13 protein-coding genes are annotated in these 16,534 nt (G+C 69.9%); 5 read left to right on the top strand and 8 right to left on the bottom strand.

What is annotated here, in order from left to right:
* The first annotated feature begins 37 nt into the window (after nucleotides 1–37).
* Together ACIBO2_RS21070 and ACIBO2_RS21065 are read left to right on the top strand one after the other, a co-directional pair.
* Nucleotides 38–1,408: an ATP-binding protein gene (locus ACIBO2_RS21070; RefSeq protein WP_358550260.1), complete on the top strand. Its 1,371-nt coding sequence runs from the start codon at nucleotides 38–40 to the stop codon at nucleotides 1,406–1,408.
* A gap of 147 nt (nucleotides 1,409–1,555) precedes the next feature.
* Nucleotides 1,556–2,470, top strand: coding sequence for a MerR family transcriptional regulator (locus ACIBO2_RS21065; RefSeq protein WP_397298509.1), 915 nt, complete (start codon nucleotides 1,556–1,558; stop codon nucleotides 2,468–2,470).
* On the opposite strand, the gene ACIBO2_RS21060 is transcribed toward ACIBO2_RS21065, so the two are convergent.
* Both ACIBO2_RS21060 and ACIBO2_RS21055 read right to left on the bottom strand, forming a co-directional pair.
* Nucleotides 2,471–3,922 (bottom strand): SDR family oxidoreductase, encoded by a 1,452-nt coding sequence (locus ACIBO2_RS21060; RefSeq protein WP_358550257.1) that lies wholly within the window; start codon nucleotides 3,920–3,922, stop codon nucleotides 2,471–2,473.
* Nucleotides 3,919–4,392 (bottom strand): sigma-70 family RNA polymerase sigma factor, encoded by a 474-nt coding sequence (locus ACIBO2_RS21055; RefSeq protein ID WP_358550255.1) that lies wholly within the window; start codon nucleotides 4,390–4,392, stop codon nucleotides 3,919–3,921. Before ACIBO2_RS21055 ends, ACIBO2_RS21060 begins: the two co-directional genes overlap by 4 nt.
* A 117-nt stretch (nucleotides 4,393–4,509) precedes the next feature.
* Between ACIBO2_RS21055 and ACIBO2_RS21050 the strand changes: the two genes are divergently transcribed.
* On the top strand, nucleotides 4,510–5,760 hold the full coding sequence (locus tag ACIBO2_RS21050) for a cryptochrome/photolyase family protein (RefSeq protein ID WP_397298506.1): 1,251 nt from the start codon (nucleotides 4,510–4,512) through the stop codon (nucleotides 5,758–5,760).
* 39 nt (nucleotides 5,761–5,799) lie between these two features.
* Here the strand turns inward: ACIBO2_RS21050 and ACIBO2_RS21045 are convergent, their stop codons facing one another.
* The 5 genes from ACIBO2_RS21045 to ACIBO2_RS21025 all read right to left on the bottom strand — a co-directional run bounded on the left by ACIBO2_RS21045 (nucleotide 5,800) and on the right by ACIBO2_RS21025 (nucleotide 12,431).
* The gene (locus tag ACIBO2_RS21045; RefSeq protein ID WP_397298504.1) at nucleotides 5,800–6,462 is read right to left on the bottom strand and encodes an NUDIX hydrolase; all 663 of its coding nucleotides are present in this window, start codon (nucleotides 6,460–6,462) and stop codon (nucleotides 5,800–5,802) included.
* A gap of 53 nt (nucleotides 6,463–6,515) precedes the next feature.
* Nucleotides 6,516–8,300, bottom strand: coding sequence for a DUF4434 domain-containing protein (locus ACIBO2_RS21040; protein WP_358550249.1), 1,785 nt, complete (start codon nucleotides 8,298–8,300; stop codon nucleotides 6,516–6,518).
* Nucleotides 8,301–8,358: 58 nt separating this feature from the next.
* A complete protein-coding gene (locus ACIBO2_RS21035; RefSeq protein WP_358550247.1) occupies nucleotides 8,359–9,447 on the bottom strand; it encodes a glycosyltransferase in 1,089 nt (362 codons plus the stop codon).
* Nucleotides 9,448–9,466: 19 nt separating this feature from the next.
* Nucleotides 9,467–10,729, bottom strand: coding sequence for a nucleotide sugar dehydrogenase (locus ACIBO2_RS21030; RefSeq protein ID WP_358550245.1), 1,263 nt, complete (start codon nucleotides 10,727–10,729; stop codon nucleotides 9,467–9,469).
* A gap of 115 nt (nucleotides 10,730–10,844) precedes the next feature.
* Nucleotides 10,845–12,431, bottom strand: coding sequence for a glycosyltransferase (locus tag ACIBO2_RS21025; RefSeq protein ID WP_358550243.1), 1,587 nt, complete (start codon nucleotides 12,429–12,431; stop codon nucleotides 10,845–10,847).
* 155 nt (nucleotides 12,432–12,586) lie between these two features.
* Here ACIBO2_RS21025 and wecB point away from each other — a divergent pair, with 155 nt between their 5' ends.
* On the top strand, nucleotides 12,587–13,717 hold the full coding sequence (gene wecB / locus ACIBO2_RS21020; protein ID WP_358550241.1) for a non-hydrolyzing UDP-N-acetylglucosamine 2-epimerase: 1,131 nt from the start codon (nucleotides 12,587–12,589) through the stop codon (nucleotides 13,715–13,717).
* 69 nt (nucleotides 13,718–13,786) lie between these two features.
* Nucleotides 13,787–15,823 (top strand): glycosyltransferase, encoded by a 2,037-nt coding sequence (locus ACIBO2_RS21015; RefSeq protein WP_397298500.1) that lies wholly within the window; start codon nucleotides 13,787–13,789, stop codon nucleotides 15,821–15,823.
* Between the two features lie 2 nt (nucleotides 15,824–15,825).
* Here ACIBO2_RS21015 and ACIBO2_RS21010 read toward each other — a convergent pair whose 3' ends face one another.
* On the bottom strand, nucleotides 15,826–16,521 hold the full coding sequence (locus ACIBO2_RS21010; protein WP_358550237.1) for a hypothetical protein: 696 nt from the start codon (nucleotides 16,519–16,521) through the stop codon (nucleotides 15,826–15,828).
* Between the last annotated feature and the right edge of the window lie 13 nt (nucleotides 16,522–16,534).

Raw genomic sequence — 16,534 nt, 5'->3', positions numbered from 1 at the left:
TTTCGTCACTGACATCGGCGTCGGTTACATTTATGCCATGAACTTCGTAGGAAGGCAGGAGCAGCTCCAGACGCTGGCGGAATGGTGGGAGGAGCCGCAGCCCCGTCCGGCATTGCTCTGGGGCCGCAGGCGAGTCGGCAAGACGGCGCTGCTCCAGCGCTTCGCCCAGGGAAAGCGGGCGATCTTCCACACCGGTGGCGGCCGCACGGCGCACCGCGAGCTGGCGGAGCTGTCCAGCCGCGTGGCCGCCACGATCGCCTCCCCCACGCGGGATCTGGCCACACGTCCTTATCAGACCTGGGACGAGGCGCTCGATCACCTCGCCCGGGAGGCCGCCGACGAGCCGCTCCTGCTCATCCTCGACGAGTTCCCCGAGCTCATCACGGCCGCTCCCGAGCTCGAAGGCACCCTTCGCGCATTCCTCGACCACGCGCACGGGCACACGCGGCTGCGCATCATCGTGTGCGGCTCGGCCGTACGCACGATGCGGTCGATCCAGGAATACCGGTCGCCGCTCTATGGGCGCTTCGACCTGACCATGCAGCTGCACCCCTTCCGCCCGCACGAGGCCGCCGCGATGCTGCCCGATCTCTCGCCGGCGGACCGCGCGCTGGTGTACGGCATCGTGGGCGGAATGCCGCTCTACCTCTCCTGGTGGCGCTCCGAGCTGTCTGTTGAGCGTAACCTGGCCCGGCTGGCCTGCCACCCCGACGCCAAGATGATTCGGGAAGGGGATCTCGTTCTGGCGACGGAGGCGGGTAAGGGCGTCCACCTGGCCGCTACGTTGCAGGCCATTGCCGAGGGCTGCACCAAGCACAATGAGATCAGCGACGCGATCCGTGCCGACCCGAGCAGGACGCTCAGCGATCTGCTGGCTCTGCGACTGATCGAACGCGTCCAGCCGATCACCGAGAACGGGCGAGGCCGCCGCAAGATCTACCGCATCACCGACAACTTCCTCGCCTTCTACCTCAGCACGCTGTCCCGCGTTCTACCGGAGATCGATCGTGGGCTGGGCGACACGGTGCTGCCGGTCCTCCTCGACTCCTTGAACGACCATCTCGGGGCGGCTTGGGAGGAGGCGTTCCGCGACCACCTCCGGCTACGTGCGGCGGAGATCCGGCCGGATGTCGTGGCGATCGGCCCCTGGTGGCAGGCTGACGGACAGCACCAGATCGACGCGGCGGTGCTGGCGGGCCGATCGCGCCGGCCGGTCATGGTCGGCGAGGCCAAGTGGGCCAAGAAGGTCGACGCCGCGCGCATAGTCACCGGGCTGGCGGCGAAGGCGGCGCACCTGACGGATGACGCTTCGGCACTGCGATACGCGGTGTGTGCTCGCGAGGAGGTCATGCACGCGCCACATGGCACGCTGTGCGTCACCGCGGCCGACGTCTTCGCGCTGCCATGAGCGCTGCGTCGTGTGGTGTCCGGCTCGGCCGAACGCGACCGGTTGACCACCAGGCCATCGCGGCGACCAGGCTGCGGGCGTTGTCTCCGGCGTGAGGCGGTTCGCTGCAACCAAGGAGTCCGATCGTTCGAAAGAATGGGCGGAGCCATGGCTGAGCATCAGGATTCGGTGGAAACGGGATATGGCATCGGTGCCGTGTCCCGGCGGCTCGGCGTGCCCGCCCCCACGTTGCGCACCTGGAACCTGCGGTACGGCATCGGCCCGAGCGGCCGCAGCCGGGGTGGGCACCGCCGCTACGACGCCACGGATCTTCTCCGCCTGGAGGAGATGAACAGGTTGATCCGGGAGGGTGTCGCACCGGCGGAGGCGGCGCGGGCGTCGCTGCGTCTGCGACCGGGGGCGGAGGAGCGCGAACCGGCCGAGCCCGCCGCTCCCGGAGCCGGGGCGACCGGGCCGGTGCCCACGACGGCGATGCTGGCCAGGGCCGCGACAAGGCTGGACGGCGGGGCCGTCGGCGCGGGGGTCACGGCCGCGATCGCGCGGCACGGCCCTGCCTGGACGTGGGAGCGGCTCGTCCTGCCCGTCTTCGCCACGATCAGCCGCCTGCAGCGCAGGACGGGGGCGGGCATCGAGGTCGAGCACCTGTTCTCCGACGGCGTCCTGGCGGCGCTGCATCCGCTGCTCGAACCGCCCGCGACGCCGGTCAACCACCGGCCCGTGTTGCTGGCGTGCGCGGAGGAGGAGCAGCACAGTCTGCCCCTGTACGCGGTCGGCGCCGTGCTGGCCGGGACCATGGGGGTGGCGGTGCGGCTGCTCGGCGCGCGGACGCCGTACGGGGCGCTGGCCGGTGCGATCCGCACGCTGGGGCCGTGCGCGGTCTTCCTCTGGTCACAGCGGGCGCTGACGGGAGATCCGGCTCCGCTGGCGGCGCTGCCGCCGGTGCGGCCGCCGTGCCGGGTGGTGGTAGGCGGTCCTGGCTGGTGGGATGGGCTGCCACGCGGAGTGACAAGGGTGGGTTCGCTCGAAGAGGCGGTGACCCGGCTGGTGGCGGCGGCGAGCTGATCAGGAGGCCGCGGTGACCAGGTTCTTCGGCAGTCGTCCGAAGATCAGCCGGTGGAAGGGGACCAGGGTCCACCAATAGAGGTGGCCGAGGAGCCCGTGCGGGTAGAAGATGGCGCGCTGCTCGTAGACGGTTCTGCCGTCCTCCTGCCGTACGGCGAGCTCGAGCCAGGCCAGGCCAGGCAGCCGCATCTCGGCGCGCAGCCGCAGCAGGCGGCCGGACTCGATCTCCTCCACCCGCCAGAAGTCGATGGAGTCACCCACCCTGAGCCTGCGCGGGTCCCGTCGCCCGCGGCGCAGCCCGACGCCGCCGGCGATCCGGTCGAGCACGCCGCGGGCCCGCCAGGCCACGGGAAGGGAGTACCACCCGTTAGCGCCGCCGATGCCCTCGATGACGTTCCACAACGCACCCGGCGGGACGTCGCAGGCCAGGGTGCGGCGGTCGATGTAGAGGCTGCCACCCGCCCAGTCGGGGTCGGTGGGCAGGGGGTCGCTCGGGGCGCCCGGGGTGGAGGCGGAGGACCAGCGGGTCGCGACGTCGGCCTCCTTGATCTTCCGCAGGGCGAGGGCGACCGCGCGGCGGAATCCGATCAGGCCTTCCGGCGGATCGGGAACGTGGACGGCGATGTCGTGCTCGCGGCAGACCGCCTCGTTTCGCAGCGACTCCACCAGGGGTCGCGCGATGGTGGCGGGGACCGGCGTGACCAGGCCGACCCAGTGGCTGGACAGCCACGGGCTCAGCAGGGGCACCGGGATGATGAATCGCGGCGGCAACCCGGCGGCGGCCGCGTAGCCGCGCATCATGTCGGCGTAGGTCAACACGTCCGGGCCGCCGATGTCGAAGGCGCGGTTGACCTCCTCGGGGATGGACGCGCACGCCCGCAGGTAGCGCAGCACGTCACCTACCGCGATGGGTTGCGTACGGCTGCGCACCCAGCGTGGCGTGGTCATCACAGGGAGCCGTTCGGTGAGGTGGCGCAGCATCTCGAACGAGGCGGAACCCGAGCCGATGATCACGGCGGCGCGCAGCACGACGGCGGGCACCCGGCAGCCCAGGAAGATCTCGGCGACCTCGGCGCGTGAACGCAGGTGCGGTGACAGGTTCTCGTCGCCGGTGAGCCCGCCGAGGTAGACGATCCTGCGTACGCCCGCTGCCTCGGCGGCGGCGGCGAAGGTCCGCGCGGCCCGGCGGTCGGCGTCGGCGAAACCCTTCCCGCCACCCATGGTGTGGATCAGGTAGTAGGCCACGTCGACGTCGTCCAGCGCGGCGCGCGTGGCGGCGGCGTCCAGGGTGTCGGCCGCCACGATCTCGGTGCTGCCCGCCCAGGGCAGGTCACGCAGGCGGGCAGGGGAGCGGACCATGCAGCGCACGCGATGCCCGGCGTCGAGGAGCTCGGGCACGAGTCGCCCGCCGATGTACCCGGTCGCGCCCGTCACCAGCGTGGGTCTGGTCATGCCGCCTCCAGCAGAGCGTGCAGGCGGTGCAGGCCGCGGGCCGTCCTGGCCTTGACAGTGCCGAGCGGGACGTCCAGCCGTTCGGCGATCTCGCGCTGGCTCAGTTCCTCCCAGTAGGCGAGCCGGATCGCCTCGCGTTGGGCCTGCGGCAGTTCGGCCAGTGCCCGGCCGATCAGGTCGCGGTTGGCCAAATCCTCGCCGTCGTCGCGGCCATCTCGCCCCGGTGGCTCGGCGACGGACTCCAGCGGCACTGTCGCCAACCGCCGTGCCCGCAGGTAGTCGACGGCGCGGCGGTGCGTGATGGTCAGCAGCCAGCTCTCCATGCCTCTGGACGGATCGTAGGCGAGCCGGCAGCGCCAGACGTCGGCGAAGACGGCCTGCGTGACGTCGTCGACGTCCTGCGTGGGGATCAGGCGTCGCAGGTAGGCGCGCACCATCGGCCGATGGATCGCGAAGCATTCCTCGATCATCACTCCTCCAGACGATAACCGATTCAAAATCTATTCAACCTCGCCATGCGGAGGACCGACAACCAAGAACACGGAGATCGTGCAACCACTCCGGCCCCTGCCCACGAAAACCTAGGAGTGGAGACGGTAATTGTGCTGTTCAACCGGGACCTGCGGGTCCACGACCATCCGGCGCTGAGCGCCGCGTGCGAGCGCGCCCGCCACGTGATCCCGCTGTTCGTACGGGATCCCGCCGTGCCCGCGGGCCGACGCGGGGAGTTCCTGACCGGGTGCCTGGCCGACCTGCGCGCCTCGCTGCGGGCGCGCGGCGGCGACCTACTCGTTCGGCAGGGCGACACGGTCGCGGAAACCTTGCGCCTGGCGGAGCGGACCGGCTCCGAGGCGGTGTTCGCCAGCACGGACGTCAGCGAGCTGGCCAGGGCCAGAGAACGTCGCCTGGCCGCCGCGGGCGCGCTCAGGCTCTTCCCCGGGGTCACTGTGGTTCCACCCGACCTGCTGCGCCCGGCCGGAGGCGACCACTACCGCGTCTTCACCCCCTACTGGCGCGCATGGCAGCGGGCGCCCCGCCGTACCGTCCTGGCCGCGCCCCGACGGGTGCCTACGCCGCGGGAGCTGGAACCGGGCCCGCTGCCCGAGGGCGGCCAGGGCGGGGAGACGGCCGCGCGGCGTCGGATGAGCGAATGGGCCGCCCGCCACCTGGACCGCTACGACGAGGGCCACGACGACCTGGCCGGTGACACCACCTCCAGACTCAGCCCCTACCTGCGCTTCGGCTGCCTGTCGCCGCTGGAGCTGTCGAAGCTGGACAACGAGGACTTCGTCCGGCAGCTGTGCTGGCGTGACTTCCACCACCAGGTCACCTTCGCCTTCCCGCGCATCAACGGGGACGACTACCGCCCGCGCGGCCATCGGTGGCGCGACGACGAGGACGCGCTCCAGGCGTGGAAGGCGGGGCAGACCGGCATGCCGATCGTGGACGCGGGCATGCGCCAGCTGCTCGCCGAGGGCTGGATGCACAACCGAGCCCGCCTCATCACCGCCTCATACCTGGTCAAACACCTCAGGATCGACTGGCGGGCAGGCGCGGCGCACTTCTTCGAGCTGCTGCTGGACGGCGACGTGGCCAACAACTTCGGCAACTGGCAGTGGGTGGCGGGCACGGGCAACGACACTCGCCCCAACCGCACGTTCAACCCGATCCGCCAGGCCAGGCGCTTCGACCCGGAAGGGAGGTATGTCCGCGCCCACGTGCCAGAGCTGGCCGGAGTCCCCGACGCGTACGTGCACGAGCCCTGGCACTCCCCCTCTCCGAGGAGGGGCTACCCGCCGCCACTGCGCCTCGCCGGGCGCGAATCGACCCTCTTCTAAGGACAGCCGCGAGCCACGCGCGCGCGAATCGACCCTCTTCTAAGGGCGGCCGCGCAGCATCGGGGGGTGGAGGAGCTCGGCGGGGCCGCGGCGGTGGAGTTTGGCCGGGCGGCCGCCGTCGCGGGTGGTGGTGGCGCCCGTCTCGACCAGGAAGCCTTCCGCCTTGGTGACCTTGCGGTGGAAGTTGCGCGGGTCCAGGGGACGGCCCCAGACGATCTCGTACACGCGCCGCAGGTCCGCCACCGTGAACTCCGGCGGGCAGAAGGCGGCGCCCAGCGAGGTGTATTCGAGCTTCGCCCGCGCCCGCTCGATGCCGTCCAGCATGATGCGCCGGTGGTCGAAGGCCATCACCGACAGGTTGTCGACGGGCTGCCAGCTCATGTGGGCCTTCTCCGAGGCCGGCAGGTCCGGGGCCAGGCCGAGGTAGGCGACGCTGACCACGCGCTGGCGGGGGTCACGGTCCGGGTAGCCGTAGGTCTGGAGCTGCTCCAGGTGCACCGGAGCGCCGGGGAGGCCGGCGCGTTCGGCCAGGATGCGCTGGGCCGCCGCGGGAAGGTCCTCGTCGAGCTGGATGAAGCCGCCGGGCAGCGACCAGCGCCGCAGGAACGGCGGGTTGTCCCGGCGCCACACGAGGGCGCACAGGGCCTGGCAGCGCACGGTGAGCACGACCAGGTCGACGCTCACCGGGATGCTCGGGACCATGGCAGGCACGTTACACGCCGACCGGCCCAGGGCGCCCTCAGCGGCGGGCGCGCTCACGCCGCGATGCGGACGTGGAGCGGCTCAGTGGTGGCCTTCCCCGTGGGGAGTTTCACGCCGACCTTGACCCATTCGTCCGGCGGCACCTGGGCCCAGTCGAACGGTACCCACGCCGTCTGCATGCCCTCCGGCAGATCCTCCAGCGGGTCCTCGTCGAGCCAGCCCACGGCGGAGACCACCAGTTCCTTCAGCTCGTCCCCGTACTGGAGGGTGACCGTGCCGTCCTTGAGGTGGTATCCGCGCACCTCCACCCCGTCCTGGATGTCGCGGGAGCGCCGGATGGCGTCCACCGCGATCGGGCGCTGCCAGTCCTGGCTGATCTGCGTCTCCAGCGAGGGGGAGCCGCAGGTCAGGAAGTCGCTCCACATGTAGGAGACTATTTTCTGAACGTACCTGCCGGCCATGGTGACGGCCTGGTCGAGGCGTTTCTTGTCGGTCTGGCCGCGAGTGCCCTGCGGGGCGCACGGGCGATCACCGGAGGGCTCGAACGCCTCGACGTTCGCCCAGAGCTCCACGTTGAAGCCCGCCTGGAGCATCTGGTCGCGGGCCGCGGACATCTCGCGGTAGTAGTCGCGCGTCGAGCCGTGGTAGGCGGTGCCGTACGTGGTCTCGCCCACGACGGAGCGCAGCCGCTCGTCGACCTCGGTGTCGCGCTGGTCGGGCCAGAACAGGCCCACCTTGCCGGTGCCGCGGCTGTCCTGCGGCGCGATGATGCCCACCCCGGTCTTGGCCAGCGCCACGAACGCCGCGGCCACCTGTTTGGGCGTCTGCCCGAAGGGGACGCGCTTGCGGGCGTCGAGGTAGGGGCTGATGAGGATGGGCTTGCCCAGCTCCTGCTCCACGATCTGATGCTGCTCGGCGTACACCTCGAGGGTGGGGTTGCCGGCGAGCGTGTCGGCCATCTGCACCTCGAACGGCTGGTAGACGCCACCGAGCGAGGCGCGCCCGGCGAAGCGCGCACCGTAGTCCTGCAGGATGCGGCGGGTCAGCGTCCGAAGTGTGTCGATGTGCTTTTTGTTGGCCCTGGTCGGGGTCACGGGGTCGCGCGGCGCGAGCGGCAGCGCCGGGAAGACCTGCACACCGAACTGCTCGCCGAGGTCGAGAAGCTGCGTCAGGCTGTCGGTGTCCGAGCCCGCGATGAGGATCATGTCGTACGGCTTGGGCTTGGTGAAGTCGCAGGTGGCGTCGTCGGAGCCGTCCATCGGGGTGAGCACCCGGAAGTACACCCGTTTGCCCACGGTGATCTTGCGTTCCATCTGGGGGCAGCGGAACAGGCCGGGCCCGAACGACTCGTCGGTGCGGTAGGCGTACGTTCGGGCGATCCGGTTCTCCGGATTCGCCTTCTTCAGGTCGCGTTCGGCCGCGTCTCGACAGCTCCGGCCGTCTTCCTCGCAGTCCTTGTACAGCGGGTCGAGCTGTCCATCCTTGGTCAGCACGCGGCCCTCGTCGTCGGTCGTGCGGAACTGCAGACCGTAGCCGATCCTGATGACCGTGTCGCCGCCGAGGTTGTGGATGTCCTCCAGCTGGTGGCGCCAGGTGCAGCGGTTGGACTTGGGGGTGATCCAGTAGCCCGTGACGGCGTAAGGGGCCTTCTCCTTGGTCTCGAACGTTCCACACTGGTCGGTGATCTCGCTCACCTTCGGCGTGGGCTCCACGCGGGTCGGCGTCGCCTTGACCTGCTGGGCCGCCTTCTTGGGAGGATCGCTCTTGGGCAGCACGACGATCACGGCCGCGACCGCGGCCAGGATCGCGGCGCCAAGGAGCACGAGAAGCCAGCGCACGTTGAGGAACCTACCGCCCTAGTGGTCTGCCGAGGATAAGCCGCTAGTTCTTGACGCCTTAGTTCTTAACGCCTGCCCACGATTCGAGCTGGGCCACGAACCTCTTGGCCGAGTTGGGCCAGTGGTGGTTCGCACGGGCCGCCGCGTAGCCGCGCGCGCCCTGCGCCCGCCGCTCCCGTACGTCGTCCCTCAACGTCAGTACGGCCTGGGCCACGGCCTTCGGGTCCTCCCACGGGACGACCACCCCGCTGTCATACCGCTCGACCAGCTCGACCGCGCGGGGAGACGGCGTCGTGATGACCGGGATGCCGTGGGCCATGTACTCGACGATCTTCGTGGGCATCGAGTGACGGTAGTTCGGCTCGTCGTGCAGCAGCGAGAGCCCGGCCAGCGCGCCGTCGAGCCGCTTCAGCGCCTCGTCGTTCGGCATGAAGTCGCGCCACTCCAGCAGGCCCTCCGTGACGGCCTGGTTGAGCATCGGCCGGCTGTACGGGTCGGCGTAGCCGATCAGCTCCACCGCCACCCGGTACGGCTGGAGCAACTTGGCCACCTCGACGGCCTCCATCACGCCCCGGGCCCTGGACAGCCAGCCCAGATAAACCACCCGGTCGTCGCCGGGCGGCGTGACCGAGTCGGGGACCCAGGTCTCGTTCGGCACGATCAGGTGGGCGTGCTTGAACCGGCCCGCGTAGGCCGTCTCGGCCAGCAGCAGGTGCAGGTGGCGCTCGGCGGTGCCCTCCAGCATGCGGGCGAGGAAGCGTACCGGGGGCCGCAGCAGCGACGGCAGCCACGGCTTGAGGGAGAGCGTCGCCGGGGTGTCCTCGTGGACGTCCCAGACCACGGGCGGGCGGTTGCGCACGCCCCAGATCGCGAACAGCAACTCCGGATCGTGGATCAGCACGATGTCGACCTTGCGCCGCATGCGCTTGAACAGCCTGCGGGCGGCCCAGACTCCGGCCATGCGCTTACGCTGCGCGGCCCTGGGCAGATCGACGCCGTTGACCCAAGGACGAGGCACGACCCCGTGGGCGGTGAACGAGGCGGCATACGTGACCTCATGACCTGCATCCACGAGGGCACGGATCTGCCTATGCAGGATCCTCGCGTCCTCGGGGTTATGCACCACCGTCATGACGAGCACGTGCACTGCGCGCAGCCCTCCGTCGCTACAGCCGCTCGACGCGTTCACCCTCGGTGAGAACACCGCGGGTGTCGAGCACGAGCCTGGCCTTAGCCTCGACCATGTCGAGGTCGAACGCGGCGTGCTGCTGCATCAGCAGCGTCACGTCGGCGCCGACCACGGCCTCGGCCAGGTCTTCTTCACGGGGCACCGGGGTGCCGTCGACCGACCACTCCTTGACATGCGGGTCCGCGAACGTGAGCTCGGCCCCCAGTTCCAGCAGCGCACGCGCCACCGGCAGGGCCGGGGTCTCCCGTTCATCGGCGATGTCCGGCTTGTAGGTCACGCCGAGCATAACCACCTTGGCGCCATTTACGGCCTTTTTATGCCTGTTGAGCAGACGCTGTACCCGTGCCACCACATAGGACGGCATCCGCTCGTTGATCTCCTGGGCCAGCTCGACGAACCTGAACGGGTAGCCGAGCTTGCGCACCGTGTACGACAGGTACGACGGGTCGACGGGGATGCAGTGCCCCCCGACGCCGGGACCGGGCAGGAACTTCTGGAAGCCGAACGGCTTGGTGGCCGCGGCCTCGATCGACTCCCACAGGTCGATCCCCAGCTCGTCGCAGAAGATCGCCATCTCGTTGACGAGGGCGATGTTGACGTGCCGGTAGGTGTTCTCCAGCAGCTTGGCCATCTCGGCCTCGCGCGTGCCGCTGACCGGCACGACCTGCTCGATGAACTGGCCGTAGAACGCCGTCGCGCGGTCACGGCAGGTGCTCGTGTAGCCCCCGACCACCTTGGGCGTGTTGCGCAGCCCGAACTTGGGGTTACCCGGGTCGATCCGCTCCGGCGAGAAGGCCAGGAAGAAGTCTTCCCCCGCGACCAGGCCCGAGGTCTCGAGAATCGGGCGGGCCACCTCGTCGGTGGTGCCCGGCCACGTCGTGGACTCGAGCACGACCAGCGCGCCCTTGCTCAGGTTGCGCGCGACCGTCCCCGTGGCGCCCTCGACGGCGGACAGGTCCGGTCGGTGGTCCTCGTCCAGCGGAGTGGGCACGCAGATGACGATCGTGTTGCTCTTGGCCAGCACGGACTCGTCGAGCGTGGCGCTGAACCCGTTGGTCAGCATGTGCTCGAGATCGGCATCGGTCAGGTCATCGATGTAGGACTGACCGGCGTTGAGCGCGTCGACCTTGCGGGGGTCGACGTCCACGCCGACGACCCGCAGACCGGCCGCGACCGCCTCCTTGGCGAGCGGCATGCCGACGTAGCCCAGGCCGATGACCGCCAAGTCGATTTCTGTCACAGCAGTGCCTTAGAGAGCCGGAAACAACACTTCATGGTCGCAAAGGTTATCTCAAGTCCACCTAGCTCACGCCTAATGCGACCGAACCCGTCACAACAGACAGCCAATCTGAAGGTCATCGTTCGGTAATGGAGCGGTAGAGAGAGCGGTAAGTTTCGGCAACTCGGCCCCAAGTGCGCTTGGCTGCCACCTCTGCACGGCCCGCCTCACCCATCGCCGCGCGCCTGGCAGGATCCTCCCTGAGCGCGGCGAGCGCCTTGGCCAATGCCTCCGGATCGCCCGGCGGCACCAGCAGCCCGGCGCCGTCGGATCCGACCAGCTCCGACAGCGCGGGCAGGTCGCTGAGCACGACCGGCTTGCCGAGCGCCATCGCCTCGACGGGCTTCAGCGGCGTGACGAGCCGGGTCACCCGCAGGTCCTCGCGGGGACAGGAGAAGATGTCGATGGCCGCCTGGGCCTGCAGCGCCTCGTCCGGGCCCACCCGGCCCGGCAGGAGCGCGCTCATCAGCCCCAGCTCGCCGACCAGCTCCAGCAGGTTCTCGCGCTCGGTGCCGTCGCCCACGATGAGCACCCGCACCGGCGTGCCCTCGTCGCGCAGCAGCGCCGCGGCCCGCAGCAGCGTCGCGAACCCCTCGTAGCCCACGATGCTGGACACCGACCCGACGACGATCTCGTCCTTGCCGATGCCCATGCCCGCTCTGAACGCCTCGCCGTCGTAGGAGGCCGTGAGCAGCGAGTCGTCGACCGCGTTGGGCGCAAGGAAGATCCGCTCCCTGGGCACACCCCGCTCGACGATCTCCGTGGCCATCGTCTCGGCCAGCGTGACGACCGCGTCGGCCTCGCGCATCAGGAACGCCTCGCGCTCGCGCTGGAGCACATGGCGCTCGCTGCCGATCCGGCCGGGGTCGCGGGAGGCCCAGGTCTCCTCCAGGAAGCCGCGGACCTCGTAGACGAACGGCGTGCCGGTCCGCTCGCGTACGGCGTGCGCGATGGAGCCGTTGCGGTGGTCGGTGGCGGCGTGCAAGACCTGGGGCCGCAGCTCCGCGACGAGCTTGGTGACGCCCTCGGCGCCCTTGATGATCCGCCCGCGGGTCTCGAACGGCATCTCGCCGTGCCCGTCGGGCAGCAGCCGGTAGTAGGGGATCCCGTCGAGCTCCTCGAACGGCGGCGCGTCGGCGTGCCCCTGCAGCATCGGCCAGCCCCAGCTGGTCACCACGTGCGGGTCCAGGCCCTTGGCCTGCTGCGCCATGACGATGCGGTGCGTACGGACCGTGTAGCCCGCCTGTGTGTACGGCAGGGCGTTGGTCACGCAGTGCAGGACCCGCCCGGCCACCCGATCCACGACGGCCACCTTGGGCTGCGGCGGGATCGGGTCGGGGCTGATCGCGGCCAGCTCACCCCGGTAGTAGGCGGCCCTGCGCTTGACGAAGGGGTATTTGGTGTGTTCTTCGAGCACAGCCGCGGCCTGGCTGACCCGGCCCTGGTCCCAGTGCTCCTTGGCCTCGTTCCACGGCCCCTTGAGCACCCGCATGCTGAACTTGCGGACCGCGCGCCTGGCCCGGCGGGCGGCCGGCCAGGCGACCTTGCCCACGACGGGGCGGAGGGCGGGCGGGAGCGACTCGGCCGCCGCCTGGGCCACGCGCACCGGGTCGGCCTTCACCTTCGTCATGACGACGCGGGAGACGATGATCGGGTGCTGCACGAAGCCCCTGATAAGGCCGCCGACACCGGCTCTAGCGGACTTGGCGGAAACCTTGCCGTTTGGTCTTGGGGAGTCTTCACGACTGGCGTCGGATGCCACGCGGTGACCGTACCATAGGCAGCGTTTTTTCCCTTCCGCTATGAAAGGCGAGGTCAATGAGGGAGAACCCCCTGGTCCTGCACGTTCTGGGCGCTCGTCCCAACTTCGTGAAAGCGGCCCCGGTGGTGCGGGCACTCGGTGAACTCGGCGTGCGGCAGGGCATCATCCACACCGGTCAGCACTATGACGCGCTGATGTCCGACGTGTTCTTCGCCGACCTCGGGCTGCCGGAGCCGGTGGCCAATCTGGGCGTCGGTTCGGGCAGTCACGCGAAGCAGACCGCGGCGCTGCTCGTCGGCCTGGAGGAGGTCGTCCTGGAGCACGACCCCGACCTGGTCGTGGTCTACGGCGACGTGAACTCGACGCTGGCCGCGATCCTGGTCTGCGCGAAGCTGGGCGTACGCACCGCGCACGTCGAGGCGGGCCTGCGCTCGTTCGACCGGGGCATGCCGGAGGAGGTCAACAGGATCGTCACCGACTCCCTGTCCGACCTGCTCTTCGCCACCTCGCCCGACGCGCTCTCGCATCTGGCCGCCGAGGGCGTGCCCGCCGCCAAGGTGCACCTGGTGGGCAACCCCATGATCGACAGCCTCTTCTCCGCGCTGCCCTCGCTGGACCCGGCGCCCGTGGTGGCCCGGCTGGACATACCGGCTCGTTATGCCGTGGCGACCCTGCACCGCCCGGCGAACGTCGACACCCCCGAGGCGGCCAAAGAACTGGTCTCGGCCGTGCTGGACGTCGCCCGCCAGATCCCGATCGTGGTGCCGATCCACCCCAGGGGGCGTACCCGGCTGGCCGAGGCGGGCCTGGTCGACGGCCCCTCGGTCAAGGTGATCGAACCGCTGGGCTATGTGGACTTCCTCTCACTCGTCCGGGGCGCCGCGCTGGTGGTCACCGACTCGGGCGGCGTGCAGGAGGAGACGACGATGCTGGGCGTTCCGTGCCTGACGGTCCGGCCCAACACCGAGCGGCCGATCACGATCACGCATGGGACCAACCGCCTGGTCACCCCGGCCCTGCTGCCGGCCGCGGCCGAGAAGGCGCTGGCCGACGGGGCCTCGACGCCGTCGGGTGAGCTGCCGCCGCTGTGGGACGGCGCCGCCGGGCCGCGGATCGCGCGGGTCATCTCGGCCTGGCTCAAGGGGGACAACCTCTCGCCCGCCGCACAGGGTGCGCGTTCCGAATAACCCCCTCATTCCGTACGGTCCCCGCCGTACCATGACATACCTCCGCTAAGCGATAAGGCGTGCATCCCCATGGCCGAAACCCCTGAAGAGCCCACGTACCAGCGACTCGGCCCCGTGAACTGGCTGCCCGAGGAGCGCAAGCTCGTCGAGCGCTACGAAGCGGATATCAGGGAGCTGCGCCGGCGGCTGGAGATAGCCGAGGCCAAGGCCGCCTACGCGAACTGGAAGCTGGAGGCCACCCAGGCCAAGCGGACGTTCAAGCTGGGTGAGGCGCTGGGGTCGAAGAGCCCGGGCAAGGTGCTGGAGGCGGTCAGGTCCAAGGACCGGGCGCCCAAGGCCCCGATCCCGGTCACCTTGGCCGTCGCGGCGGCCAACCACCGGCCGCCGCAGGTCGAGGTGCCGACCGTGAAGTGGCCGGCCGGGCCGGTGAACCGGCCGGACCTCAAGGTCGCCGTCATCCTGGACGACTTCTCGCGGCTGGCGTTCAGGTACGAGTGGGACCAGATCGAGTTCGGGCTCAAGGACTGGCCGGAGATCTTCGCCGAGAAGCGGCCTGACCTGCTGTTCTGCGAGTCGGCCTGGCACGGGAACCAGGGCCGCTGGCGCTACCAGATGACCGGGACGAACGCCCCCAAGGACCCGCTGCGCGACCTCGTGGCGTGGTGCCGCGCCGAGGGGATCCCGACGGTCTTCTGGAACAAGGAGGACCCGCCGAACTTCGAGTTCTTCATCGACACGGCCAAGCTGTTCGACTACGTGTTCACCTGCGACGGTGACATGGTCCCGAAATATCGTGAAACTTTGGGCCACGATCGGGTGGACGTGCTCCAGTTCGCCGCCCAGCCCCGCGTGCACAACCCGATCCAGCAGAAGCAGGGCCGCCTGCACGACGTCGTCTTCGCCGGCATGTACTTCCGCGACAAGCATCCCGAGCGCCGCGAGCAGATGGAGACGGTCATCGACCCGATCCGCGAGCTGGGCCTGCACATCTTCGCCCGCAACGGCGAGGTCGACGAGAAGTACGCCTGGCCGGAGAAGTATCGCCCGCACATCGTGGGCGAGCTCCCCTACGACCAGATGCTCGCGGCCTACCGGATGTACAAGGTCTTCCTCAACGTCAACTCGGTGCTCGACTCGCCCACGATGTGCGCGCGCCGCGTGTTCGAGCTGTCGGCCTGCTCCACGCCGGTCGTCTCCGGGTGGTCCAGGGCGATCGAGGAGACGTTCGGCGAGCTGCTGCCGATCGCCCGCGAGCCGGTCGAGTCGTACAACCAGGTGCTGCACCTGATCAACAGCCCGGAGCTGCGGGCCCGCATGGGGCACCTGGCGATGCGCGAGGTGTTCGACAAGCACCTGTTCACACACCGGGTGGACCAGATACTCCGGTTCCTGGGGCGGCCCGTCACCACCGGGGCCCGGTCGATCTCCGTGGTGCTGCCGACCAACCGGGCCGCGCAGATCGAGCACGCGATCTCCTCGGTGGCCAAGCAGATCCACCGGCCGCTGCAGCTCGTCATGGTCCTGCACGGCCTGGACATCGACCCCGTCGTGGTGGCCGACAAGGCTCGCATGGCGGGCATCTCCGATGTGGTCGTCCTGCCCGCCTCGGCCGAGCTGTCGCTGGGCGCCTGCATGAACCTGGGCATCTCAGCCGCCGAAGGCGACCTGATCGCCAAGATGGACGACGACAACCTGTACGGCGAGCACTACCTGTCGGACCTGGTCAGGGCCTTCGACTACACCGACGCGGAGCTGGTCGGCAAGGGCGCCCACTACTCCTACTTCGAGGGCCTCAACACCACCATGCTGCGGCTGCCGGGGCTGGAGCATCGGTACTCGTTCCTCGTGCAGGGCGGGACGTTCCTCGGCAAGGCGGACATGTTCCGGTCGTACGGCTTCGCGGACATCACCCGGGGCGAGGACACGCACCTGGTCCGCAGGCTGAAGGAGGACAGCGTCAAGATCTACTCCGCGGACCGGTTCAACTTCGTCTACTGGCGCAGCGCCGACGCCTCCATGCACACCTGGCAGGCCGACCACATCAAGCTGACGCGGAACGCACAATTTTCCTTTGTCGGCCGGCCGGACGATCACGTGCTTGTTTAGTTTTATCTGGTGATGCGGGCCAGGTTCTGGTCGGCCAGGCCGGCGAGTTCGAACAGGTCGGCGGGTGCCACCTTCCGGCCGACGACGAGCATGCTCATGATGACCTTGCCGCGCCGGATGACCACCGAGCCGACCTGCGCGTCGCGGTGGCCGCCCGACGCGGTGGTCAAATAGGCCCGGGACTCCTCGCCCCGCGTGGGCATGCCCAGGTCGCGCGTTCGGTAGGTCACCCGCGTGCCGTGCACGTCGGCCCCATAGGAGGCGCACTGCGCGGGCAGCGGCGCGGGGAAGGCGGAGGCGGGCATTGACACCAGCGCCTGGGTGATCGAGTCGCTGCCGGAGGAGAAGGCGACCACGGCGGCGGGCGCCTCCGCGACCTCGGGCTTGCTCAGGTCCAGCTGACCGGCCCCGCCGCACTCTGGCCGGTCGAGCTTGGCCTGGCGCACGGCCGCGAGCCCTTGCCTGGTGGACTTGAGCGAGCCGAACGCCCCGGCCTCCGGCCCGTAGGCCAGGCTCATGCCCTTGGGGGTGGGCAGCAGGCCGGCCCGGAGCCTGGCCGCTCCGGGCGCGGACCGGGACGGGGACGGGACGGCGGAGGGGTCGGCGGGCGTGGTGCCGGACGGGTCGGCGGCCGGGGGCACGTCCGGCAAGGGCGCGCCCACGACCTTGTCGGCAGCACATCCCGATATGGCCATCATGCTCAGACAGATG

The sequence above is a fragment of the Nonomuraea sp. NPDC050022 genome (assembly GCF_044460705.1).
Classification (GTDB): domain Bacteria; phylum Actinomycetota; class Actinomycetes; order Streptosporangiales; family Streptosporangiaceae; genus Nonomuraea.
The sequence above is the reverse complement of the archived record's forward strand: the minus strand, read 5'-3'. Positions and strand labels throughout refer to the sequence as shown.